A 22,409-nucleotide genomic window follows, 5' to 3' on the forward strand; every position below is an offset into this window, starting at 1 on the left:
CCAATCAGAGCATCGTTGTTGAGCGTTCAATCAGGTACGTATTCAGTGAACATACCACCTCAAAAGCTCCCTGCGTGTACGCTCGACAGAAGTAAAGATAAACCCTGCCAAATTGTGATTTTGGCGGGACAAAAAATGAATTGGGGAACCGTGGGGGCGGACGAGCTATCGGCAACGCTGTGGCGCGAACGGAGGCAGCTGGACTTCCTGCTTTTCCTCCTCGAAACACAGCTCCTGCATCTCCGGGCAGGCAACTGGCACCGGTTGACCTTCACCGCGGCCGAACTCGAAAAAGTCCTCGAAAATCTGCGTTTCGAATCCCTCGCACGCGGGGTGGAGGCCTCGGCCCTGGCAGCCGAATGGAAAGCCCCGGATCAATCCACCCTTCCCTCCCTTATTTCGCTGGCGCCCCCTGGACTGTGGCCCGAGCTCCTTGACGATCACTGCCGGGGATTGACGGCATTGTTGGCAGGAATTGACCTTGCCGCTGCCCGGAATATCGAGCTGTTGAAAGCCCCGCCGGACGAGGCCGGGATACCGTCGTTGGCATCGGGCACCAATGAGGCACCGGGTGGGGACGCGGACCTTGACCTCTTGGCCCGTGATGCGAACATACAGCGGGCCTTGGCTGCAGTGCGCTCGGCTACCCTGCCCACGCTGCGCGATTTCCTGGAGCTGGACTAGCCCCCCTCGACGCTCCATCACATCCCGGCGCCTTCCGCCCAACCCTCCATCACAACCCACCCCCATCAGCCCAACCCTCACTCACAACCCACCCCCATCACCCCAACCCTCACTCACAACCCACCCCCATCAACCCAACCCTCACCCATCAGCCCAACCCTCCATCACAACCCACCCCCATCAGCCCATTCAGCCCAACCCTCCATCACAACTCTGCGCCTTTGGCAGTAGACGCCCATCCGTGAACCGCATTTACTGCGCCACCATGGGTGGCGAGCTCTTCCCGCGGATCCCAAGGCCCGGCGTCGACCTTCCCCAGGAGGACGCATCCGGCTCAACCGGGCGGGACGTGAGAGAGGATCCCCGCCCAACTGGGCGGGACGTGAGAGAGCGTCACGCCCAACAGGGCGGAACGTGAGAGAGCGTCACGCCCAACACGGCGGAACCTGAGAGAGCGTCACGCCCAACACGGCGGAACGTGAGAGAGCGTCCGCCCCAATAGGGCGGGATGTGAATGAGGGTCAGGCTTTGGGGGCAGGCGGGCGGAGGGCCGCCAGGAGTTCCTCGGCGTCGGGGCCGGCCTGGGTTGCTGCCAGGTTGGCTGCGGCGATGGCTTCCACCACCTCGCTGCGCTGGATGGACACTCCGCGGGGAGCCTCGATTCCGATCCGGACGCCGTCGCCGCGCCCTTCCATGACGGTGATGACAATGTCGTCCCCGATCATGATCTTTTCGCCCGGCTTACGCGTCAGTACCAGCATGCTTTCAATTTACCTTTCCGAGGACGGATGCGGTGGCGGGTTTGCCATCTACCCAACCGACAGGAATGTCCAGCGTATCCACCGTTTGCGGACTCGCGGTTTCCGAGGCACCGATGACGGCGAGCGCGTCAACACCCAAGGACTCCCCTGCCACGACACGCTGGAGTGCCTGTACCCAGGCCTGGGTGTCTTCCGCTTTGTGCCGGGCGTCGACCACCACCCACATTTGGTCGGCGGCCAGGAGGGAGATGTCCGCGCCATGTGATGGCACGTCCCCCGGGCGTCCGAGCCCGAACGCAACCACCACAGTCTGGCCGGTGAGGACGGCCTGGGCGCGTGCCGCCGTCGTGCCTTGCCTTCCTTGGACGTGAAGGTGGCCGAAGGCGGTGAGCCTGCCCGCGGTGCGGACATCCGAGCCTCCGGCGGCTATGGACATTTCCAGTGCGGGTCCGAGCGCGTCGTCGCCGAGGCCCAAGAGGACGATGAGGTTACCGTCGCCTGTTATGGGCTGCGGAACCTTCGGCATGGGCTTATCGGCCGACGGCGGCATGGTCACCAGGGCCGGCACGGAGGGGGACGGACCGGCCGGCTGGAGTTCCTTGCCGAGTTGTTCCAGCAGGCCCGCGAAGTCCGGGGATGCGGTGGAGACCGGCGCGGGCGTGGGCTGGTGCATCTCAAGCTCGGCGGCGTCGGCTCGCTCCAGGAGTGCCGCGATGGCTGGCCCGTGGAGCTCGTGAACGGGACTTGGCTCAACAAGCCGGGCAGTCAGCGGCGCCTGCTGGCCAGCAGGTTCCGGGACGTCCGACACCTCCACCGTGGCTTCGAACCTGGCTGCGGCGAACAGCCCCACGATTCCCGGATTGGTGACCTTCTCGGCGGAGACTACGCGCGCACCGGGTCCGTACTGCTTGAGTGCTTTGGCGCGAATGGCTTCCAGCGACGCACCGCTAAGCTTGTAGCGCTTCTGCATGGCGGACCACCCCCACCGTCTCGATACGGATGTTGGCGGAGGTCACTTCGCGATACGAGAGGACGGGGACACCGCCGTCGGGGGCTGCGACGAGCCGCCGGATCGCGGGACGCAGGGCTGGTGCACACACAAGCACGGCTTCCCGGCCGGCAGCAGCGGCTCCGTCGGCAGCGGACTTCAGGGAGTTCAAGACACTGTCCAATTTCGCCTGGCCCATGACAATCTGGGTCCCGCCTTCGCCTGGACGCATGTCCTCCAACATGGACTGCTCCAACAACGGATCGATCATGATCACGTTCAGGACCGCCCCGTCCATGTACCTGTCCGCAAGCACCGGACCCAGCGCGTGGCGGGCCGATTCCACCAGCGATTCGGGGTCGGTGGAAACCTTGGCCCGCAACGCCAGTGCTTCGTAGATCCGCGGGAGGTCGTTGATGGGGACCTGCTCTTCGAGGAGTCCTTGGAGCACGCGCTGGATTTCGGCCAGGGACAGCAGGGCAGGCGTGAGTTCTTCCACGGCGGAGGGGCTCTGCTTGCGGACCCCTTCGGTGAGCACCCGGACGTCTTCGCGGGTCAGGAGCCGGGCCGCGTTTGCGGTGATGATCGAGGACAGGTGCGTTACCAGGACAGAGACCCGGTCAATCACCGTGGCTCCGGTCATTTCGGCGCTGTGCCGCATTTCCGTTGGAACCCATTTGCCGGAGAGACCAAACACCGGTTCCACGGTTGCGGTGCCCGGCAACGCGTCCAGGAATTCGCCCAAGGCAAGCAGCTTGCCCGACGGCGCCACTCCCCTTCCAGCCTCGACGCCGGCGATGCGGATGGCATAGGTGGACGGCGGCAGGTCCATCGCGTCGCGTGTGCGGACGGGAGGGACCACGAGCCCCAGTTCCATGGCGATCTTGTGCCGAAGGGAGCGTACCCGCGCCAGCAGGTCATCGGAGGCACCGGAAACAATGTCCACAAGGTCCGGTGCGAGCAGGATCTCCACGGGATGGACGCGCATATCTTCCATGAGCCGCTCGTTGGGGTCCTCCTCCCCGGTCAAAGCTGCTGCGTTCTCTGCCTCCTGCGTTTCGGCCTGGAGTTTTTGTGCGCTGGCTACGCGCCTGGAAGCGAGGACCAGCAGCGCGCCCACCACCACGAACGGAAGGATGGGCATGCCGGGAATGAGGGCCATGCTGCCGGCAGCCAGGCCTGCGATCAGCAGGGCGTTGGGTGACTGCATGAGCTGCGAAGAAGCCGTGCGGCCCATGTCTTCTTCGGCATTGGACCGGGTGACGATCATGCCGGTGGAGACGGCCATAAGCAGTGCAGGAATCTGGGTGACCAAGCCATCGCCCATGGTCAGGAGACCGTAGGTGTTCAGGGCATCCCCGGCATCCATGCCGCGCTGCAGCACGCCAATGGCGATTCCGCCCACGAAGTTGATGATGATAATGATGATGCCCGCGATGGCATCACCCTTGACGAACTTCGAAGCACCATCCATGGCGCCGTAAAAGTCGGCTTCAGCGGACACTTCGGCACGCCGTTTCCGGGCTTCGGCGTCGGTGATGAGTCCGGCGTTGAGGTCCGCGTCGATGGCCATCTGCTTGCCGGGCATGGCATCCAGGGTGAAGCGCGCGCCCACCTCGGCAACACGTTCGGCACCCTTGGTGACCACCACGAACTGGATGACCACCAGGATCAGGAACACCACGGCGCCGATGATCAGCGAACCACCAACCGTGACCTTGCCGAACGCCTCGATGACCTGGCCCGCGAACCCCTGGCCCAGTACCAACCGGGTGGACGCCACGTTGAGTCCCAGCCGGAAGAGCGTAGCCACGAGCAGCAGCGACGGGAAGACGGAGAAGTCCAGGGGCTTCTTCACGAACATGCTGGTCAGCAGGATCAGCAACGCCAGGAGGATGTTGCACACGATCAGGAAGTCCAGCAGCGCGGCCGGCAGCGGAACAACCAGTAGCAGCACAATTCCTACGATGCCAACCGGCACGGAAAGCCGGGCGAACTTGTTGTTCTTCATGCCTGCATACTTTCTTTCATCTGATGGATTCCCCGTGCAGTTCCGCGTTTCTTCAGCGACATCACAAAGGCCAACACTCCGGCGACCGAGCGGTACAGCTCAACCGGGATCTCCTGGCCCAACTCGCAGGCCGAGTGCAGGGCCCGCGCCAGGGGGATGTCCTGGACCATGGGCACACCCTTGGCTTCGGCTTCCTCCCTGATGCGGGCAGCGATCAGCCCTGAGCCTTTTGCCACGACGCGCGGTGCCGATTTACCGGCGTCGTACTTCAACGCAACTGCCACGTGCGTCGGGTTGACCAGCACGACGTCCGCGTCCCCAATGGCGCCGATCATGCGGTTGCGGCTCATGCTGAGCTGGCGTGAACGCCGTTGGGATTTGATCAGGGGGTCGCCGTCGGTGCTTTTGTTCTCGTCCTGGACTTCCTTCTTGGACATCCGCGTTTTCTTGCGGTTGCGGCGCATCACCACGAAGATGTCCGCCGCTGCCAGCACCAGCCCTGCGGCGACGGCGAACTGGATGAGCGCGCCAATTCCCCCCGCAGCCGCTGCCAATATCCCGGCAACCGGAAGCCCGCCGGCGGTCAACAGCACCGGCATCAGTCCCTGCACCACGGCGTAAAGGACAAGACCCACGACGGCGGTCTTCAGGAGCGCTTTGACGCCTCCCCATAGTGCCTGGCCGCCGAACATGCGTTTGAAACCGGCGAGCAGGTTGAAATGCTCAAACTCGGCCCGGAACTTCTTGAAGCGGATGCCACCCTGCAGGGCCGAGCCTGCCAGCACCACGACGGTGACAACCAAGAGCAAGGGCCCCAGGATTCCGGCCAGGGACCCCAGACCTGCTTCGAGTGCAGCAACGGCTTTCGCGGGATCAGGCTGCGCGATGACGCTTTTCACGGTGAAGAGCTGGTCGACGGCCGCGTTTGTGGCGTGATCGATGGTTGCCGGGAGCATCGCAGCGGCGGCCCCCACTGCCAGCCAGGCCATAAGGTCCTGGGACCGGGACAGTTGCCCCTTTTCCCGTACCTCGCGCATGCGTTTGTCCGTGGCTTGTTCGGTCTTCTCTTGCGAATCCGCCACTAGCCCACCCCCATCAAAGTGTTGGCTGCCTGCTCGGCCAGGGTTGAAACGAGCCGCGGCAACGCCAGGAACAGGAAGCCCGCCAGTGCCAGGGTGATGAAGATCTTGAGCGGAAAGCCGAGCGAAAAGGCATTGAGGGCCGGGGCCACGCGGGTCAGGAGCCCCAGTCCGACGTCGGCGAGCACCAGGACCACCAGGAGCGGGCCGGCGATCTGCACGGCGGCGAGGAACATGCCGGTGACGGCGCCGATCAGTGCCTCGATGGGTCGGCTGAGATCGATGCCACCCGCCAGGGGCAACGCATTGAAGCTTCCCATGAGGCCGCCAAGGACCATCTGGTAGCCGTCCGAGGCGAAAAGGAGCGCAAGGGCCGCCATTTGAAGGAGCCTGGTGAACTGGGCACCATTGACCATCATCTGTGGGTCGAACGCCTGCGCCATTTGAAAGCCGCTGAAGAGGTCAACCAGGCTGCCGGCGGACTGGATCGCTGCGAAGATCACCATGACCAGGAAGCCCAGGACCAGGCCCGTGACCAGTTCCAGGACCACGGCCATGACGAAACCTGCCGTGTCCGACGGGACGGCTCCGGACGAGAGCCGTTGGGAAACGGCCAGCCCCAACCCGATCCCGAGCATGGCTTTGATGCGGGCCGGGATGGCGTGGTGGGCGAACGGCGGAGCGACCACCAAAAAGGCTGTCATGCGAACCGATGCCAGCAAGAGGACCTGGATCCACGACTGGTCGACGGGGATGTCCACCTCACGCTCCGCCGATCAGGCTGGGGATGCGGGCGAACAGCTCATTGGTGAAAGCCACCATTTCCGAAATCATCCAGTGGCCACAGACCACCAAGGCGATCGCTACTGCAACAGCCTTGGGGACGAATGACAACGTTGCTTCCTGCAACTGCGTGATGGACTGCAGGAGCGAAATCGCCAGTCCTACCACCAGTGCGGTAACCAATGTGGGTGCGGCGAGCTTGGCTGCGACGATCATGGCCTGGAGGCAGATGTCCAGGACTGCATTGGTATCCATCAGCCGCTCGAATAGCTCTGGATCAGGGACGTGATGACCAGTCCCCAACCGTCCACCAGGACAAACAACAGGATCTTGAACGGCAGCGAGATCATCACCGGAGGAAGCATCATCATGCCCATGGACATGAGCGCAGCGGATACCACGAGGTCGATGACCAGGAAGGGGATGAAAATAACGAAGCCGATAATGAACGCGGCACGCAGTTCCGAAATCATGAAGGCCGGAACCAGTGTCTGGAACGGCACGGCTTCAGGGTTGGCGGGGTTGTCCATCTTCGCGGCCCGGGTCATCAGCGCGATGTCCTCTTCCCGTGTGTGGGCCAGCATGAAGTGTTGGAGCGGAGACCAACCCGCGGACATTGCACCGTTGAAGTCCAGCCCGCCGTTCAGGTATGGCTGCACTGCCGCCGTGTTGATGTCCGAGACCACGGGCCACATGACGAACAAGGAGAGGAACAGCGCGAGTCCGGCCAGGACCTGGTTGGGCGGGATAGCCGGCAAGGAGAGGGCGTTCCGGGTCATCGCCAGCACCACGAAGATCTTGGTGAAGGACGTCATCATGAGCAGCAGCGCGGGGGCTACGGAAAGCAGCGTGATCCCGATCAGTGTTACGACCGCCGTGGAGGGTGTGCCGTCCAGGCCGTTGATGTCTATGCTGACGTTCCCGGAACCGGGTGCCGCAGGTGGAGTTGGAGGCGTGGGCTGCGTGGGATCGATGGGGGTTGCCTGGGCGGCTGCCATTCCAAGCAACAGCAGAACGCCCGTGAACAACACGACTGCCGCAGCAGAGAACAACTGCGGCAGGGCGCGCCGGCGTGCGGCAGGAAATGGCCGGCCCGGCAGGCCGAACCCAGTAGTTCGGATCAATTGCGGCGTCCCCGGATGGCATCCGAGGCTTGCCGCCAAGTGGAAGCGGACAGGATGGAGCCATGCATGGGGTGCTCCGGCATTTGGCCGCGACGGTGGAGTTCGCTCCGACGCCGAAGCACCGGCAGCGAGTCCGTGACCGGCTCCGGAAGCGACCCAGTGAGCGGCTGCGGGCGAAGTTCAGGCTGCGGCCGAAGTTCAGGCTGGGGGCGACCAGATGCCTGCCGGAACAGCTCCGCGAAGCTCCCGGCGGACTGGGCTACCACTGCTTCCTCCGGCTCCGGCGCTATGGCAGGAGTGTCACCGCTGTGGAGCACTGTCACCGCGTGCTCGGTGACGCCCAACAGGAAACGCTTGTCCCCGGCGTCGACCACCACCACCGACGCTTTCTGGCCTACCACCTGACGGCTCACGACCGTCAGCGCGGCATCCGCGCGCCGGCGGCCTTTGCCCTTGCCGAGGCGCTTCTGCACCAGCCAGATGAAGCCCAGCACGGCGCCGAGGGCCACGAGCACCCGCAGCCCGAGGATCATTGTGTCCATCTACAGTGTTCCCTCGGACCCGTCCAGGATGCGGGTGATGCGCACTGCATAGTCCTGGTCCACCACTACAACTTCGCCGTGGGCGATCAGCCTGCCGTTCAGCAGCACATCCGCCGGTGCACCGGCTGACCGGTCCAGTTCAATGACCTTCCCGGGCTCGAGGGCCAGGGCGTCCCGCACTGACATCCGGGTACGGCCGATCTCCACGGTCAACGCCATCTCAACGCTGCTGATCAGGCCCAAGCGGGCAGCCAGCTCGTTACCTTGTCCACGGGCACCGGCATCAGGGCCAGTACCGTTGTCCCGCACACGGACAGCGAACCAGCCGAAGGGGGCACCGCCGTCGTTCAGTTCAAAAACCGCAGTATCGGGGTCCGAGAGCAGCGCGGCTGAGTCCTCCTCGCGCACCTCACCCAGCACGCCGGCGTCGAACGCTGACGCGGCCTGTTCCAGAGCGGGACGCAGAACGTCGCCGGCCTGCACGGCATGCTGGACCGCACCACCCAGCCCGGCTCCACCGGCGGCGGCCAGGAACGACCGGTCCACCAGCAGCAGCGCAAAATCGGCCGTCAAGGCTCCGACAAACGTGGCAGTGACGGCCGGAGAAGCATAGGCGGCCGCGTCCTGCGCAGGAACGATGCCGGCAACACGGAGGGTGGATGCGCTGGGCAGGTGCAGCGCGAGGCGCTCGGCAGCAGCCGCCTGCAGGGTCAAAATGTTGCTCATCGCTGATGCTCCTCGGTTGTGACGATGACCGCGGCGGCGCGGGAGCCGTTGCGGGCGGCCGCGGCGGTGGCTAGGCGGGTGCCGTTGATGGTGACATCGAACGGACGGTTTTCAAGGTGCGGCAGCGGCAGGACATCTCCGACGGCGAGACCCAGGATCTGTGCGGGCGTCACCGGTGCGGCGGTCAACTGTACGGCCACATCCACCGGCACCTGCGCCAGTTGGGTGCGGACCAGTGCTTCGTTGTCGACGCTGTGGACCATGGGGTTGACATCGCCGAGCCTGGACAGCAGCACGTCGGCAGGAACTGCCAAGGTGGCCGCGCACTGGGTTTCCCCCACGTTGACGTTGAAGGACGCCACTATCATGAGCTCGGAGGGGGCGGCCGCCTGCGCGAACTGGGAGTTGTACTGGATGCCGTCCATCGTCACGGCCTGCGTCAGGAGGTTGCCCAGAGAGTACCGGAGGTCTTCCAGCACTTCCTCCACCATCCGGGAAACCAGTGCGTGTTCGATCTGGGTGAACTTCCGCTCCGGCACTGCGGTTTCCTTTGAACCCCCCAGCATCCGGCTCAGCCACGACAGGGCGGCCGTAGCGGGGAACTGGATGACCAGGCGGGATTCGCTGCCATCAATCCTGCAGAGCACCATGGACGTGACCGAAGGGAGGGAGGCCGAGTATTCGTCGTAGCTCTGCATGCTCAGCTGTTCCAGCGTGGCCGTGGACTTCAACCGCACCTTGGCTGTGAGCTGCGTACCCCACTGCCTGGCGAAGGTTTCGAAAGCAACTTCCAGGACCCGGCTATGCTGGCGCGGCAAAGTGGTGGGTCGACGGAAGTCGTAGACCTCTACGGTGCGCTGGCGTACCGCCGCGCGATCTTCCTGTTCTCCCACGGACGGCACTATCGGCACGTCGGGGAAGCGCGTAAGACGTTTCCCGCTACGACTATTTGGACTCTATTTCGCAGCTTTCGCCGCCGCCGCGGATTCCTTGGTCTGGGCTTCGATCGCGCCGGGAATGAGCGCGCGGACATCCTCCGGGCTGGAGGACAACAACACCACATCCACGCGCCGGTTCAACTCCATGAGTTCCTCGGTGGAATCGTCCGTCACCTGGCGCGCGGCACCAAAAGCCACCGCACCGATCCGGCCAGGCGGCATGCCGGCGTCGTCCACAAAGTACCGCAGGACGTTGACGGAACGGGCCGCCGACAGCTCCCACGTGGATGCATAGGCCGTGATTCCCTTGGCTGCGTGGCCCTCCACCATGACTTCAAGCCCGGAGCCCACCACGGTGGGTGCGATGGTCTTCAGGATCTCGAGGGCGCGGTTGGTCAGGTCCGGCATGTCCGGTTGGAAGAACGTCTGGGAGCCCACCAGTTTCACGGACAGACCCCGCTCGCCGACGTCGAACTGCACGTTTGCGCCAAGGCCCTGGGCATCGAGTTTGGCCTTCATTTCATGCTCAAGGGCAGTGAGCTTGTCGGCTTCCTTGATGGCCAAATCCAGTGCCGAAAAACCCTCGCCGTCGGAAGCAGCGAGCTCCGCCGGGACCACAACGCCAGTAGCCGTATCCACTTTCTGGCTGATCTGGGTGCCGAAGCCCGTGGCCAGCGAATTGCGCAGCTTCTCGAACTTATCCTGATCCACCGAGGACATGGCGAACAGGACAATGAACATGCACATCAGCACCGTGACCATGTCCATGTAGGAAGCCATCCAGCGTTCGTCGACGTGGTGCTCCTCGGGCTGGGCACCCCGCCTCCTCCGGGACCTCATGCTGCCTTGGACGCCGGCAACTTACCGGACTTGCCGCCGTCGTCCGCTTTTCCGTCTTTGGACTTGGCCTTGGCCTCTGCGGGCGCCATGGCCCGGAGCCGTTCGGCCAGAAGCAGCGGCTGGGTGCCGTTCTGCACGGCGAGCAGGCCCTCCATGAGGAGCGTCATGCGTTCGATTTCCAGCTCGGACAGGCGCTTGAGTTTGGCACTCAACGGCAGCCAGATGAAGTTCGCGGACAGCAGGCCCCAGAGGGTGGCAACGAAGGCTGCCGCGATCATCGGCCCCAAATGGTCGGGCGAGGAAAGGTTCTCCAGGACGTGAGTCAAGGAGACCACCGTGCCAATGATGCCGATAGTGGGCGCGTACCCGCCCAGGGCCGCGAAGAACTTGGACGACACGTGGTCGGCACGCATCTTGGTGTCGATTTCGTCCTCCATGAGCAGGCGCAATTCCTCTGCGTCCGTCCCATCGGCGATGTTCTGGAGCGAGCGCTGCAGGAACGGATCCTTGGCGTTGTTGGCCTCCTCCTCCAAGGAAAGGAGGCCCTCGCTGCGGGCCTTCTCTGCGAGGCGGACCAACTCGTCGATGCTCTCCGTGGGCTTGGCGGGCTTGCCGAGGAAGGCCTTGGGAACGTCCTTGAAGGCCTTGATGACATCCGCGAGCGTGTTCCCTGCCAGGCCCACCGCGATGGTGGCGCCGAAAACCAGGATCATTGGTGCCGGCAAGAGCAGCGACATGAGGTTCGCGTGCTCCAGGGTGACCATGGCCACCACGGATGCGAAGGCCAACAGCAGGCCAAGAATTGTCATCGACTACATTCCGTTCGGGTGGTTGTTCGGCTGCGGCGCGGGCTGCGGCGCGTCGGCCGGGCCGGGCTCGGGCTCGGGCTCGGGCTCGGGCGACCGGACCAGGCTCAGCGGATACCCTGTGCGTGCGGGAAGATCCTGGGCACGGCGGAGGACACTGGCACGGTAATCCGCGATCAGCTCCACCACCTCGGCGAGCGATTCCCGCACGACGTAAGCGGCGCCGTCGAGAGTCACCAAGTGGGTGTCCGGACTCTCGTGGATCCGTTCAAGGATGTCCGGGTTCACGGCGAAGCGTGTGCCGTTGAGGCGGGTGACAACGATCATGGGCCGTTTCTGGTCAGGGTGTGGCTGGAAGTGGTGCTGTCCCCTACTGTCGGCCGGACCGGGCCGGGCGTTAGCTTGCGTGCAGCCCTCTCCCGTCCTTGTTCGGTTATCGGCACGTACTACGCGGCTGGAATCCGGACAAGGACGGGATCTGCTTAGCGCTTCAGGTTGCTCAGTTCCTGCAGGACCTCGTCCGAGGTGGTGATGATGCGGGCATTCGCCTGGAAACCACGCTGGGCCACAATCAGGTTGGTGAACTCCTGGGACAGGTCCACGTTGGACATCTCCAGCGAACCCGAAGCCAGCGAGCCAAGACCGCCTTCACCGGCAACCCCAAGCTGGGCGGCACCCGAGTTGGCTGTGGCAACATACGCGGAGCCGCCGGCCTTCTCCAGGCCTTCGGGGTTGGTGAATCGCGCCAGGGCCACGCGTGCCAGGACTTCCTTGGCACCGTTACTGAAGGACCCCACCAAGGAACCGTCGCCAGCCAACGTGAACGACTCGAGTTCGCCCGCTTCCGCGCCGTTCTGGCCGGTAACGGAGAGGGTACTCATCTGCGCGAAGCCGGTGACCGCGCCCATGTTCACCGTGATTCCACCAACCGTCATCGTCCCGCCGGACGTCAAAGCACCGTTGGCGAAGGTCAAGGTGCCCGTTCCATTGGCTCCGTTGGCGTCCGCACCGGCAACATTCCAGCCCGTGGCCGAACGGCTGAACGTCAGGGTGAGGCTGCGCTCCGCCCCGTTGGCGTCGTACACCTTCACCTGGCGCTCCACGGAGGTGCCCACAGCGGCGTCGGAAGGCAGGTTGCCGCCCAAGGTGGCGTTCGTCGTCGCAACTGCCGGCGCGGTGGTGCCCGGTGACAACGTGATTGGCCCCGTTGCCCCGCCCGGGTTGACCACGCCGTTGGTGGCCGTCCAGCCCTGGAGGATGCCGCCGTCGGGACTGACCAAGCGGCCCGCAGCGTCCATCTGGAAGTTGCCCGCGCGGGTGTAGTACTGCTGGGTGCCCTTGCCGGTGACGAAGAAGCCCTCACCGGAGATCATCAGGTCCGTGCCGCGGCCGGTGCTCTGCGACGATCCCTGGCCGAAGTTGGTGCTCACGCCGGCCACCCGGACTCCGAGACCGATCTGTGCGGGATTGGAACCGCCCACGTTCTGCTGCGGTCCCGCCGCGCCCTGCGTCATCTGGGAGAGCGTGTCCTGGAACTGGGCGGACGAGGACTTGTAGCCGGTGGTGTTCACGTTGGCGATGTTGTTGCCGGTGACGTCGAGCATGGCCTGGTGGGCTCGGAGGCCGGAAATTCCGGAGTACAGCGAACGGAGCATGGTGTTGCCTTTCTTCGGTTTGGTTCGGGGTAAGTGTTTTTGGGGATCAGGTGGTCTTCTTGGGCTCGACGGGCGCTGGTGCCGTCATGCCGGTGATCAGGTCCAGGGGCACTTTGGCCTGCCCCACGGTCACGGTGGGTACACCGTCGGCGAACGACACCGCACTGGCGACGCCCGCGCCCTTGGTGCCGTCGGCGAGCGTATAGCTCACCTCGGTTCCGATGATCTGCGCCGCAGCGCTCCGCATCTGAAGCGAGAAGCTCTCCTTGGACCCGGCTGCCAGCTCGGTCATCTTCTCCATCATGGAGAGCTGCACGGACTGGCTCATCATCTGGTTGGTGTCCATGGGGGCACTGGGGTCCTGGTACCTCAGCTGGGTGACCAGCAAGGACATGAAGACCTCCGAATCCATGGCCTTGACCGGGCTCCTTGGGGTGCTGCCCGGGGCTGCGCCGTTGTTGGCCGCGATTGCGGGAATGGTTGTCATGCTCGTCTCTTTCGTCAGGCCAGGATGTCCAGGCGGTTCGGGCTACCCGGGCGGCGTACGACGCCGGGTGGCAGCTGTGGTTGGGCATCGGCACCTTCGTGCCCCGCTTCGCCGGGCCCTTGCTCGTTGGGGCCTCGCTCGATGGTCCCTTGTTCGCCGTGCCCTTGTTCGCCGGGCCCTTGGGTGCGGGTGTCCGGGTCACGTGTTCCGCTGCCGGGACCTGAGCCCTGCCCTGTTCCTTGGCCGGGATCCCGTCCGCTGCCTTGCCCGGGATCCCGTCCGGCGTCGGGTGGGCTGTTCTGTGAAGAGAGGCTCAGGCTCGCTCCGGAGTCTTCGAGGCTTCGTCGGAGCTCCGGAAGGACATGCCGTACTGCGTCCCTGCCCGCGTCCCCGGGTGCGAACAGTTCGATTCGCACGCCCGCGGCGTCGATGTGGGCCCTGACCGTGAGGGGTCCCAGGTCGTCCGGGGCAACACGCAACGTCATCACGTGCTCCCCGTTTCCTGCCGATGCCAGCGAAAAAAGTGGTGCGGCGAGCTGGGGTGCGAGGGCCGGTTGGGGTGCGCCAGCCAGCGGGGTTGGGATGGCTGTCTGGATTGGGATGGTGTTGAGCTGCGGAGGTACAGGCTGCAGGATCGGGGGAATTTGTGCGGCCTGCGTGACTTGGGGTGCCTGGAGCGGGCCCGATTCGACGCTTCCCTGCTGGTTAGACGCAAAGAAGCGTCTGTCGTGCAGCGATCCGTCGAATTGGAGGGCCGGCGACAACACCGAAGCAGCGCCCAACACGCCCTCCGCACTGGATGGAGGAATGGGCTGCGTCGGCTGAGGGTCAGAGGCAGCGGCAGGCCCAGCGCTCCCGGCAAGCCCAGCGCTCCCGGCAAGCCCAGCCGCACCAGCACCCGCTCCGTTTCCGGCAAGCCCCGTGTTCCCGGCAAACCCCGTGCTCCCGGCAAACCCAGCCGCACCAGCACCCGCCGGGTACCCGGTCAAGCCGCCGAGCCCGGGCACACCCGATTCGGGGGTTTGCTGCGAATCATGCCGTGCGTTCGGCACACTCCGCAGCGAAGCATCGAAACGGACAGAGGAAGAGACCTCAACCCCTCCCCCGGCACTGGACGGAGGCGTGGGCTGCGCCGGCTGAGGGTCGGAGGCAGCGGCAAGCCCAGCCGCACCAGCACTCGCTCCGTTTCCGGCAAGCCCCGTGCTCCCGGCAAGCCCAGCCGCACCAGCACTCGCTCCGTTTCCGGCAAGCCCCGTGTTTCCGGCAAGCCCCGTGTTCCTGGCAAGCCCCGTGCTCCCGGCAAGCCCCGTGTTCCAGGCAAGCCCAGCCGCACCAGCACTCGCCGCGTTCCCGGCCAAGCCGCCGGGCCCGGGCACACCCGATTCGGGGGTTTGCTGCGAATCATGCCGTGCGTTCGGCACACTCCGCAGCGAAGCATCGAATTGGAGAGCACCAGAAAGCGCCGGAGGGGCATCAACTGCTACCCCGACGCCAGGAACCACGGCCCCGGGCACGCCCATTTCGACGGCTTGCTGCCCATTAGACGGTAGGAATCGTCTAACCGGCAGCGAAGCGTCTAAATGGGTGGCCGAAGGAATCCCGGACACGCCAACATCTCCCTCAACCCGGGCCAATCCCGACACCCCGGCAGCCACATAAACACCAGCGGGCACAGCAGACACAAGTGCATCCGATTCGGGGGTTTGCTGCGAATCGTGCCGTGCGTTCGGCACACTCCGCAGCGAAGCATCGAAACGGACAGAGGAAGAGACCTCAACCCCTCCCCCGGCACTGGCCACGCTCGCACCGGGCAGGCCCCGCTCGGGGGTTTGCTGCGAATCGTGCCGTGCGCCCGGCACACTCCGCAGCGGAGCATCGAAACGGGCATCCCCGGCAATCCCGAGAGGAAGCGCGGGAAGAGCATCCGCCGCTCCCCCCGGGCCACCCAAAGAATCCCCGGCCGCCTCCGTTTCGATGGCCCGCTGCGCCTTAGACGGCAGGGAACGTCTATCCTGCAGCGCACCGTCGAGCTGGCCAGTGGGGTGGGCTTCGGCTGCCATCACGGCTTCGAAGGCGCCGGCGTCCCCTGGGCCATGAGGCATCCGGGCGCCGGAACCAAGCTGGGGACCTAGGAACCGTGGATTCGCGGCAACGGCGGACATCAGGACACCCCTGCCGGGACAATCCGACGGATCGAGGTCAGGTTGGAGTACTTTTCCCAGGCGTCCCGGATCTGGATGGTCTGCCCGGGCACGGGTGCGTCGATGGCTTTCCCGTTGCCCAGGTAGATGGAGATGTGCTCTCCGCCGTAGCTGACAAGGAGGTCCCCTGGCTTCGCTTCGGCCAGGGAGGCCACAGGGGTTCCTTTCTTCATCTGGTCGCTGACCACCCGGGGCAGTTCCACGCCCAGGTCCTTGAAGACCCTTTGCACGAATCCGGAACAGTCCATGCCTACTGCCGGGTTGGTTCCACCCCAGACGTAGGGCACGCCGATGTACTTCTTGGCTGCTGCAACCACGGCGTCACCCGACGTCGTGCCGCCGCTGCCGCCGACTGCCGCCGCTCCGGTGGCCGCCGTCGTGCTTCCCAAGGCCGCGTTCGAAGAAGTCGCGCTCCCTACGGCCGGCAGCAGGGAACCCAGGCCTGAAGCAACGGAAGTGGAGGTGCCCATCGCGCTGCTCAACGCGGAAGCGAAGGAAGCAGCATCGGAGGCTGAGGTGGCTGAGGCAGCCGAGCTCCCAGCGGAGGCTGAAGAGGCTGGGGTAGAACGGGTCGGCGAAGTCAGCTGTTGCAGGGATGCTTCGATGTTCTGTATCCGCCCAATGGCGTCGGTCATACTCACGGGGTGGCCTTCCTGTGCCAAGCGGTGGATGCGATCTCGTCCAGGACGCCCTGCTCCGCGTTCAACTGTGCGGCAACGAAAGCGGCGTCGTGGCGGACTTCGAGCTTCTCCAGGCCCACCGCCCGGCGCTTGGCTTCGGTGTAGTCGGCGCGGGCAGCGTCGGCGTCCGCCTCGGCACCGGCTACCAGGGCGTCGAGTTCGGCCAGCATGCTCTGCGAGGACGCACGGGCCGCGGCGATGGCCAGCAAAGACGCCGAATCCCCTGCGTGCCCGTTCGAATCGGCAAGCACCTCGCGGGCTTCCGCACGCCGGACCCGCAATGACGCCGATCGTGAGTTGGCGGCGGCGAGCCCGCTTTCCGCGGACGTCTGTTCAGCCTGCCGCAGCCTCAACAGCCCGGCAAGGGAGAATTGTCGGTTCACGCTGCTCCTTCAAAGTGTCCAAAGTTGGCTGTGAGCTGGGCCAACGCGTCCCAGGACCCACTGTTGGGCGTCGATTCGCCCATTGGCTGGCGCAGGAACTGGTTGATCGCGTCCTCGTGGTCAAGGGCCGCGTCCACCAACGGGTTGCTGCCCCGCTGGTACGCGCCGACGTCGATCAGGTCCTGCGCGCCACGCCTCGCCGCCAGGACTCTCCGGAGGGCGACGGCGAGCGCGGTGTGCCCGGCAGGGTTGACCTTGGAGGCAACGCGGGACACCGAACCGAGGACGTCGACGGAGGGAAAGTGCCCCGTGACGGCGAGTTTCCTGTCCAGGACCACGTGTCCGTCCAGGATGGAGCGGGCGGCGTCGGCGATGGGTTCGTTGTGGTCGTCGCCGTCCACCAGAACGGTGTAGATGCCGGTGACGGAGCCCCTTTCTGCGGTGCCGGCGCGTTCCAGGAGCCGGGCCAGGACGGAAAAGGTCGACGGCGGGTAGCCGCGTGTCGCTGGCGGCTCACCTGCGGAGAGGCCGATTTCGCGTTGGGCCATGGCCACGCGGGTGAGTGAGTCCATCATGAGCACGACGTCCTTGCCAGCTTCGCGGAAGGACTCGGCGATGCGGGTGGCGGTGACGGCGGCCCGGAGCCGCATGAGGGCGGGTTCGTCGGAGGTGGCAACCACCACCACGGAGCGGGCCAACCCTTCGGCTCCAAGGTCGTCTTCCAGGAACTCGCGGACTTCACGGCCGCGTTCCCCAACGAGGGCGATCACGGAGACTTCGGCGTCGGTGCCTCGGGCCACCATGGACAACAGCGAGGACTTTCCCACGCCGGAGCCGGCGAAGAGCCCCATGCGTTGGCCGCGACCCAGTGTGGTCATCGTGTCGAGGATGCGGACTCCGGTCTGCAGGGGCGTGTCGATCCGGGCCCGGCTCATGGCATTCGGCGCTTCCTGATCCAAAGGAACCATCGGGGACCGTGGAAGTGGCCCCTTGCCGTCGATGGGCCGGCCCAGCGCATCGAGCACCCGTCCGAACAGCCCGGCGCCGGTGGGGACGAGCATGGGAGACCCCGCGGCCCGTGCGGGTGTTCCTGCCGCGACGCCGGTCAACCGGCCCAGGGGCATGCACCGCAGCGTGCCACCCACAGAGGCGACCACTTCGGCGTCGAGCGTTTCCGTTCCGGAGCCGACCGTCACCAGCTCCCCCACTGCGCAGTGCAGCCCGGCGACGTCCAATCCCAGTCCGAGCACGGAGGTCACGGTGCCTACGCGTTGCGGGGCGGCGGCGGCCAGTGCTGCACGGAAACTGTGCGCGTGGGGACGGTACGCCGTCACTGCCGGACCTCGAGCAGGGCTCTCCGGGCCCGGTCCAGCGCGGTACCGATCTGGGCGTCAATCCATCCGTTCGGGTACTCGCCGATGGCGTCGCCGGGCCTGAGCGTGGCATCGGCTTTCAGCTCCACACCGGCAATTGCGTCAACACCCGAGGCCTGGAGGGCTGCGATGTCGCGTGGGTGGAGGCGTACTGCGGTGACGTGTTCGACGCCGGTGCTGCCGCCGGCTCCCAGCGCGCGGTTCAGTGCCGCCCGGGCCGTGTCCGCGCCGTGGGCGAGCTCGTATCCGAGGATTGCCTCGGCCAGTTCCACCGCGCTGGCCGCCAGCACGTCCTGCATCTCGTCCAAGGTGACTTCCTGGCGCTGCTGGGCCGCTTGTGCTGCAGCCTGCAGGACCTGGGCCGAACGGGCCAGGGAGGACCTGCCGGCGTCGAGCATTTCCTGGTGCTCGGCCCGCAAGCGCTGCTGGAGCTCGCGGTGCTCGACTGCGGCGGCTTGCATACCGGCGGCATAGCCGGCCGCATGGCCTTGGACGAAGCCGCGATCGACGTCATTGGAACGGTCGGTGGTGCCAACCGGCGGGAAGGTGATGCGGGTGAAGTTCTCAGTAGACAAAGTCGTCCTCGTCCCCGCGCCGGACCACGATCGCGCCTTCGGCTTCGAGTTCGCGGATGGAGCGGACGATCTCCGCGCGGGCTTCCTCCACTTGCGAGGCACGAACCGGACCGGAGGCGGCCATCTCGGCTTCGAGGATTTCCAGGTTGCGGCCGGACACGTTGGCCCGGACGGTATCCAGAACCACGGCCGGGGCGCCCTTCATGGCTACTGCCAGGACGTCGGCGCTGACTCCGCGGAGGATCCGTTGGATGTCCCGCGGTTCCAGCTTCACGATGTCCACGAAGGTGAGCATCCGGGCCCGGACCTCGGTGGCGAGCTCGGGATCCAGCGTGCCCAGGCCGTCCAGGACGGAGCGTTCGGTGGTGATGTCGGACCGGTTGATGATGTCCACCAGCGGTTGGATACCGCCAACGATTTCGTTTGACTTCCGCTGCGACATGACAGCGCCGGCCCTGGCTTTGAGGGTTTCAGCCACGATCCCAACGGCTTCGGGTGATGCTGAGCCCATGGTGGCGATGCTGCGGGCAACATCGATGCGCTGGGTGTCGCCGAGGCCCGCCATGACGGCGGAGGCCTTCCCCGGCCGCAGGTGGGCGAGGATCAGTGCGATGGTTTGCGGGAGTTCGCCGTCGATCAGGGCCAGGATTTGCCCGGGATCCATCATTTCCAGGAACTCGAACGACTTACCGGCCATGGCGGACGCGAGCCGGTCCATGAAGCCGGCGGCTTTGTCCGCGCCGAAGGATGCTTCCAGGAGCCCGACGGCGAATTCCTGGCCACCGCGGGCAGTGCGGCGCCCGCTGACGGCCAGGCCGTGGAATTCGTTGATGACGTGGTCGGCGACCACCGAGGACACACGGCGGAGCCGAACGATTTCGGCCGCGATGTCTTCGGCTTCGGATTCGGAGAATTGGGCCATGACGGCTGCCGCGCTGGACGGGTTCATTTGCATGAGCACCACCGCCACTTTTTGCACCCCGCTCAGGGCTGAGGCTTCCGGGACCATCTGGCTCATACGGACTGCCTGTCATCCATGAGCCCGCGCAGGTACTCGGCCGTGCGTGCCGGGTTGTCAGCCACCATGGCTTCGATTTGGGCGCGCTTCAGTTCGCCGTCGAGGGCCTCGGAGCCTGGCATCGGCAGCGCCGGGGTGGGCTGGACCGGGGCTTGGGGCTGGATGGAGGTCAGTTCGATCGCTGTGGTCGGCGGGCCGGTGAGGGCCGGCGTCTGAAGGGCTTCGGGGAGGGCGTCGTAATCCATCTGCTCGCCCAGGTCCACAGGCTCGCGGCGTTGGCGGCGTTTGAGGGTAATGAGCACAACCACGATCAGGGCGATGGCTGCCAGCATGATGCTGCCTGCAAGGATGAGGGTGTTCATCAGGGCTGCATCTTTGGCAGCGGCAGCGTCGGCTTTCGCCGCCCCGAGTGCTTGGGCGGCTTTGTCGGCGGCAGCGGTGCTGAATGGCAGCACCTCCACAGTGACCACGTCACCCCTACCCGTATCGATCCCTGCCGCTGAGGTGACCAGCGCGCGCACCGAGTCCACGTTTACCCCTCCAGCTGCGGCCTGGTTGATCGCTACAGAGATGGTCTGGCGCTTCACGGCGCCCTGCGGGATGGTCCGGTCCTCGGTGACCTTGTTGACGGCGTTGTTCTTGGTGGTGTCGCTGGAATCGTAGGATCCGTTGGCGTTGGAGCCACCGGGCACTGCGATGTTGTCCGGGCCGAGGACGCCTGCGGCGCCGCCACCGGTACCGGTGTACTTTTCGGTTTTGGTGGACTCGCTGAGCGCCGGAGTGTTGGCCGCGGGCGCGAACGTTTCGCTGCGCTGCTGGGCGGACTCGGCGGTGACATCCGCTGCGACGGCGACCGTTGCGTTGCCCGGGCCCACGACGCTGTCCAGGACTGCCCGGACTGCATCCGAGGTTCGTTGCTGGTAGTCGGTTGCCTGCTTGGAAGAGGAACCGGTGGCTCCCCCGCCCACAGTGGACAGGACGTTGCCTTGGGAATCGACCACAGAGACGTTGGTGGGTTTGAGGTTCTCGATGGCTGCCGAGGTCAGGTGCACAATGGCCTGCACCTTGTCAGCGGACAAGGTGGTGCCGGGCTGGGTCTCAACGAACACGGACGCTGTGGCCTCAGGGGTGGTGTCCACGAACACGGACTTCTCGGGAATGGCGAGCCGGACCGCTGCGCTCTTCACGCCGTCCATGGCCTGCACCGTGGTGCTCAGTTCGCCCTCCAGCGCCCTTTTGTAAGTGACGGATTGCTGGAATTCGGAGGATGTGACACCCAACTTATCCAGCAGCGAGTATCCGGTGGCAGCAGCGGAAGGGAGTCCGGCGGCAGCAGCCTTCAGCCGTTCGTCGTAAACCTTGTCCTCCGGGACCAGGATGGTGGAACCGCCATTGCTGAGCTCGTAGGGGATGTTGTCCTTCCGGAGCTGCTCCACGATGCTGTTGGCGTCGGTGTCTTTCAAGCCGGAGAACAGGGGTGAGTAGGCGGGCTTTCCCAGCCATGCGGTCAGCGCGACGCTGCCAAGCACCAGCACGGCCACGCCCAGGATGGCGAGGGTGCGCTGGGCGGGGCTGAACGCCTGGATGCCGCTGCCGAACTTGCGGAAAAACTGGGAAATCGCCGGTGGCATCAGGCCTGCATCCTCATGATCTCGTTGAACGCGTCAATGCCCTTGTTCCGGACAGCGGCCACCAGTTCAAAGGTCACCTGCGCACGGGTGGACGCAAGGGTCGCTTTGTGGATGTCGTCCAGGTTGCCGGTCACCGCAGATACGGCCAGTTCCTTGGATGTCGATTGCAGGGACTGCAAATTGTCGACGGCGCCCGTCAGTGCGGCTCCGAAGTCGCCGCCGGTGGTGGCTGGCGCTGCCGGGCTTACGTAGCCGGTTCCGCTGACGCCTTGGACCGCTGTTATTGGGCCGATGGCCATCAGGATTTTCCTATCTCAAGGGCCGCCAGGTAAGTTTCGCGCGCGCGGTCAACCACTTGGGCGTTGGCCTGGTAGCCGCGCTGGGCGATGATCAACGTGCCCATCTGCTCTGCCATGTCGATATCCGGGTAGCGAACGTTGCCGTTGGCGTCGGCCAAGGGGTGGTCCGGCTGGTAGACAATCCGGCCTTCGCCATTTCCCAGCGGTGTGCTCTTGACGTACACGCCGTCGCCGTTGTTGCCCTCGGCGGCCTCGATGTAGCGTGCCCGGAAAACCTGCCCGTCGGTCCTGGAAGCGTTGTTCATGTTGGCCAGGTTGTCGGAGACTGCATCGAGCCATTTGCGGTGTACCGTCAGTGCGGAACCGGCGATTCCGATCGCGTCAAACGTCATCAGTTGGTCCTCAGTGCGGTGCGGAGGGACGTGAATTCGCCGGTTGCTGCCCTTGAAGCGAATTGGTAGCGCAGCACTGTGTCAATGTTGGAAAGGGTTTCCGTGTCCAGGTTGACGTTGTTGCCGTCGGTGCGGGTGGGCTCATCAGACGGGCTTATGGACGCTTTGACGTTGCCATCCCCGGAACGTACCGAAGCGGCCAGCTGGTCTTCGAAGGACACCCTTTTGGCGTGGTAGTTGGGCGTGTTGACGTTCGCGATGTTGTTGGCGATGGTCCGCTGGCGCAAGGCGAGCGCGTCCAGGGCGCTGGCCATGGCGGCGGAAGTCACGGATTCAAGCACAAAGTCCTCACCTGCTGGTGTCCTAAGGCCAATCCGTGGCCATGCATCGAGCGATCCCTGCTCAGCAACAGTTATCGGCAGCGCCCGCGAAC

At 65.3% G+C, this 22,409-nt stretch carries 26 protein-coding genes; 1 reads left to right on the top strand and 25 read right to left on the bottom strand.

The features are described 5' to 3' along the window. Nucleotides 1-135: 135 nt before the first annotated feature. Nucleotides 136-684, top strand: a complete 549-nt coding sequence (locus NEK97_RS05735; RefSeq protein ID WP_257368937.1) for a flagellar protein FlgN — start codon at nt 136-138, stop codon at nt 682-684. Between the two features lie 521 nt (nt 685-1,205). Here NEK97_RS05735 and csrA read toward each other — a convergent pair. From csrA to NEK97_RS05860, 25 genes are all read right to left on the bottom strand, one after another. Then, nucleotides 1,206-1,445, bottom strand: coding sequence for a carbon storage regulator CsrA (csrA, locus tag NEK97_RS05740; protein ID WP_235518896.1), 240 nt, complete (start codon nt 1,443-1,445; stop codon nt 1,206-1,208). 4 nt (nt 1,446-1,449) lie between these two features. Further along, the gene (locus NEK97_RS05745; protein WP_257368938.1) at nt 1,450-2,415 is read right to left on the bottom strand and encodes a hypothetical protein; all 966 of its coding nucleotides are present in this window, start codon (nt 2,413-2,415) and stop codon (nt 1,450-1,452) included. Next, the gene (locus NEK97_RS05750; RefSeq protein WP_257368939.1) at nt 2,393-4,444 is read right to left on the bottom strand and encodes a flagellar biosynthesis protein FlhA; all 2,052 of its coding nucleotides are present in this window, start codon (nt 4,442-4,444) and stop codon (nt 2,393-2,395) included. Before NEK97_RS05750 ends, NEK97_RS05745 begins: the two co-directional genes overlap by 23 nt. Further along, nucleotides 4,441-5,526 carry an EscU/YscU/HrcU family type III secretion system export apparatus switch protein gene (locus NEK97_RS05755; RefSeq protein ID WP_257368940.1) on the bottom strand — a complete coding sequence of 362 codons (1,086 nt, stop codon included), beginning with the start codon at nt 5,524-5,526 and terminating at the stop codon, nt 4,441-4,443. The genes NEK97_RS05750 and NEK97_RS05755 overlap by 4 nt, the downstream gene beginning before the upstream one ends. Next, a complete protein-coding gene (locus NEK97_RS05760) occupies nt 5,526-6,284 on the bottom strand; it encodes a flagellar biosynthetic protein FliR (protein WP_257368941.1) in 759 nt (252 codons plus the stop codon). Before NEK97_RS05760 ends, NEK97_RS05755 begins: the two co-directional genes overlap by 1 nt. A gap of 1 nt (nt 6,285) precedes the next feature. After that, the gene (gene fliQ / locus NEK97_RS05765; RefSeq protein WP_257368942.1) at nt 6,286-6,561 is read right to left on the bottom strand and encodes a flagellar biosynthesis protein FliQ; all 276 of its coding nucleotides are present in this window, start codon (nt 6,559-6,561) and stop codon (nt 6,286-6,288) included. Then, a complete protein-coding gene (fliP, locus tag NEK97_RS05770; RefSeq protein WP_235519720.1) occupies nt 6,561-7,304 on the bottom strand; it encodes a flagellar type III secretion system pore protein FliP in 744 nt (247 codons plus the stop codon). The genes fliQ and fliP overlap by 1 nt, the downstream gene beginning before the upstream one ends. 122 nt (nt 7,305-7,426) lie before the next feature. Next, on the bottom strand, nt 7,427-7,972 hold the full coding sequence (fliO, locus tag NEK97_RS05775; RefSeq protein WP_257368943.1) for a flagellar biosynthetic protein FliO: 546 nt from the start codon (nt 7,970-7,972) through the stop codon (nt 7,427-7,429). Continuing rightward, the gene (gene fliN, locus NEK97_RS05780) at nt 7,973-8,698 is read right to left on the bottom strand and encodes a flagellar motor switch protein FliN (RefSeq protein WP_257368944.1); all 726 of its coding nucleotides are present in this window, start codon (nt 8,696-8,698) and stop codon (nt 7,973-7,975) included. It abuts the gene before it with no gap. Next, nucleotides 8,695-9,591 (bottom strand): flagellar motor switch protein FliM, encoded by an 897-nt coding sequence (locus NEK97_RS19895; protein WP_257368945.1) that lies wholly within the window; start codon nt 9,589-9,591, stop codon nt 8,695-8,697. Before NEK97_RS19895 ends, fliN begins: the two co-directional genes overlap by 4 nt. Nucleotides 9,592-9,654: 63 nt before the next feature. Continuing rightward, nucleotides 9,655-10,476, bottom strand: a complete 822-nt coding sequence (locus NEK97_RS05790; protein ID WP_257368946.1) for a flagellar motor protein MotB — start codon at nt 10,474-10,476, stop codon at nt 9,655-9,657. Beyond that, a complete protein-coding gene (locus tag NEK97_RS05795; protein WP_257368947.1) occupies nt 10,473-11,285 on the bottom strand; it encodes a motility protein A in 813 nt (270 codons plus the stop codon). The genes NEK97_RS05790 and NEK97_RS05795 overlap by 4 nt, the downstream gene beginning before the upstream one ends. Before the next feature lie 3 nt (nt 11,286-11,288). Continuing rightward, a complete protein-coding gene (locus NEK97_RS05800) occupies nt 11,289-11,609 on the bottom strand; it encodes a flagellar FlbD family protein (protein WP_257368948.1) in 321 nt (106 codons plus the stop codon). A gap of 155 nt (nt 11,610-11,764) precedes the next feature. Then, complete coding sequence (locus NEK97_RS05805; RefSeq protein WP_235518879.1) at nt 11,765-12,937, bottom strand: flagellar hook protein FlgE; 1,173 nt, start codon at nt 12,935-12,937, stop codon at nt 11,765-11,767. Between the two features lie 46 nt (nt 12,938-12,983). Further along, nucleotides 12,984-13,424, bottom strand: coding sequence for a flagellar hook assembly protein FlgD (locus NEK97_RS05810; RefSeq protein WP_257368949.1), 441 nt, complete (start codon nt 13,422-13,424; stop codon nt 12,984-12,986). Nucleotides 13,425-13,438: 14 nt separating this feature from the next. Further along, complete coding sequence (locus NEK97_RS05815; protein ID WP_257368950.1) at nt 13,439-15,586, bottom strand: flagellar hook-length control protein FliK; 2,148 nt, start codon at nt 15,584-15,586, stop codon at nt 13,439-13,441. Then, the gene (locus tag NEK97_RS19820; protein ID WP_306672871.1) at nt 15,586-16,260 is read right to left on the bottom strand and encodes a C40 family peptidase; all 675 of its coding nucleotides are present in this window, start codon (nt 16,258-16,260) and stop codon (nt 15,586-15,588) included. The genes NEK97_RS05815 and NEK97_RS19820 overlap by 1 nt, the downstream gene beginning before the upstream one ends. Before the next feature lie 2 nt (nt 16,261-16,262). Beyond that, nucleotides 16,263-16,688, bottom strand: coding sequence for a flagellar FliJ family protein (locus tag NEK97_RS05825; RefSeq protein WP_257368951.1), 426 nt, complete (start codon nt 16,686-16,688; stop codon nt 16,263-16,265). Then, nucleotides 16,685-18,022: a FliI/YscN family ATPase gene (locus NEK97_RS05830; protein ID WP_257368952.1), complete on the bottom strand. Its 1,338-nt coding sequence runs from the start codon at nt 18,020-18,022 to the stop codon at nt 16,685-16,687. Before NEK97_RS05830 ends, NEK97_RS05825 begins: the two co-directional genes overlap by 4 nt. Further along, on the bottom strand, nt 18,019-18,636 hold the full coding sequence (locus NEK97_RS05835) for a FliH/SctL family protein (RefSeq protein WP_257368953.1): 618 nt from the start codon (nt 18,634-18,636) through the stop codon (nt 18,019-18,021). Before NEK97_RS05835 ends, NEK97_RS05830 begins: the two co-directional genes overlap by 4 nt. Then, nucleotides 18,626-19,654: a flagellar motor switch protein FliG gene (gene fliG / locus NEK97_RS05840; RefSeq protein WP_257368954.1), complete on the bottom strand. Its 1,029-nt coding sequence runs from the start codon at nt 19,652-19,654 to the stop codon at nt 18,626-18,628. The genes NEK97_RS05835 and fliG overlap by 11 nt, the downstream gene beginning before the upstream one ends. Beyond that, nucleotides 19,651-21,285, bottom strand: a complete 1,635-nt coding sequence (gene fliF, locus NEK97_RS05845; RefSeq protein ID WP_257368955.1) for a flagellar basal-body MS-ring/collar protein FliF — start codon at nt 21,283-21,285, stop codon at nt 19,651-19,653. Before fliF ends, fliG begins: the two co-directional genes overlap by 4 nt. Continuing rightward, a complete protein-coding gene (locus NEK97_RS05850; protein WP_235518865.1) occupies nt 21,285-21,584 on the bottom strand; it encodes a flagellar hook-basal body complex protein FliE in 300 nt (99 codons plus the stop codon). Before NEK97_RS05850 ends, fliF begins: the two co-directional genes overlap by 1 nt. After that, on the bottom strand, nt 21,584-21,976 hold the full coding sequence (locus tag NEK97_RS05855) for a flagellar basal body rod protein FlgC (protein WP_235518861.1): 393 nt from the start codon (nt 21,974-21,976) through the stop codon (nt 21,584-21,586). Before NEK97_RS05855 ends, NEK97_RS05850 begins: the two co-directional genes overlap by 1 nt. Next, nucleotides 21,976-22,317, bottom strand: coding sequence for a flagellar basal body protein (locus NEK97_RS05860; RefSeq protein ID WP_257368956.1), 342 nt, complete (start codon nt 22,315-22,317; stop codon nt 21,976-21,978). Before NEK97_RS05860 ends, NEK97_RS05855 begins: the two co-directional genes overlap by 1 nt. Nucleotides 22,318-22,409: the final 92 nt, after the last annotated feature.

This window comes from Paenarthrobacter sp. UW852 (assembly GCF_024608385.1).
Taxonomy (GTDB): domain Bacteria; phylum Actinomycetota; class Actinomycetes; order Actinomycetales; family Micrococcaceae; genus Arthrobacter.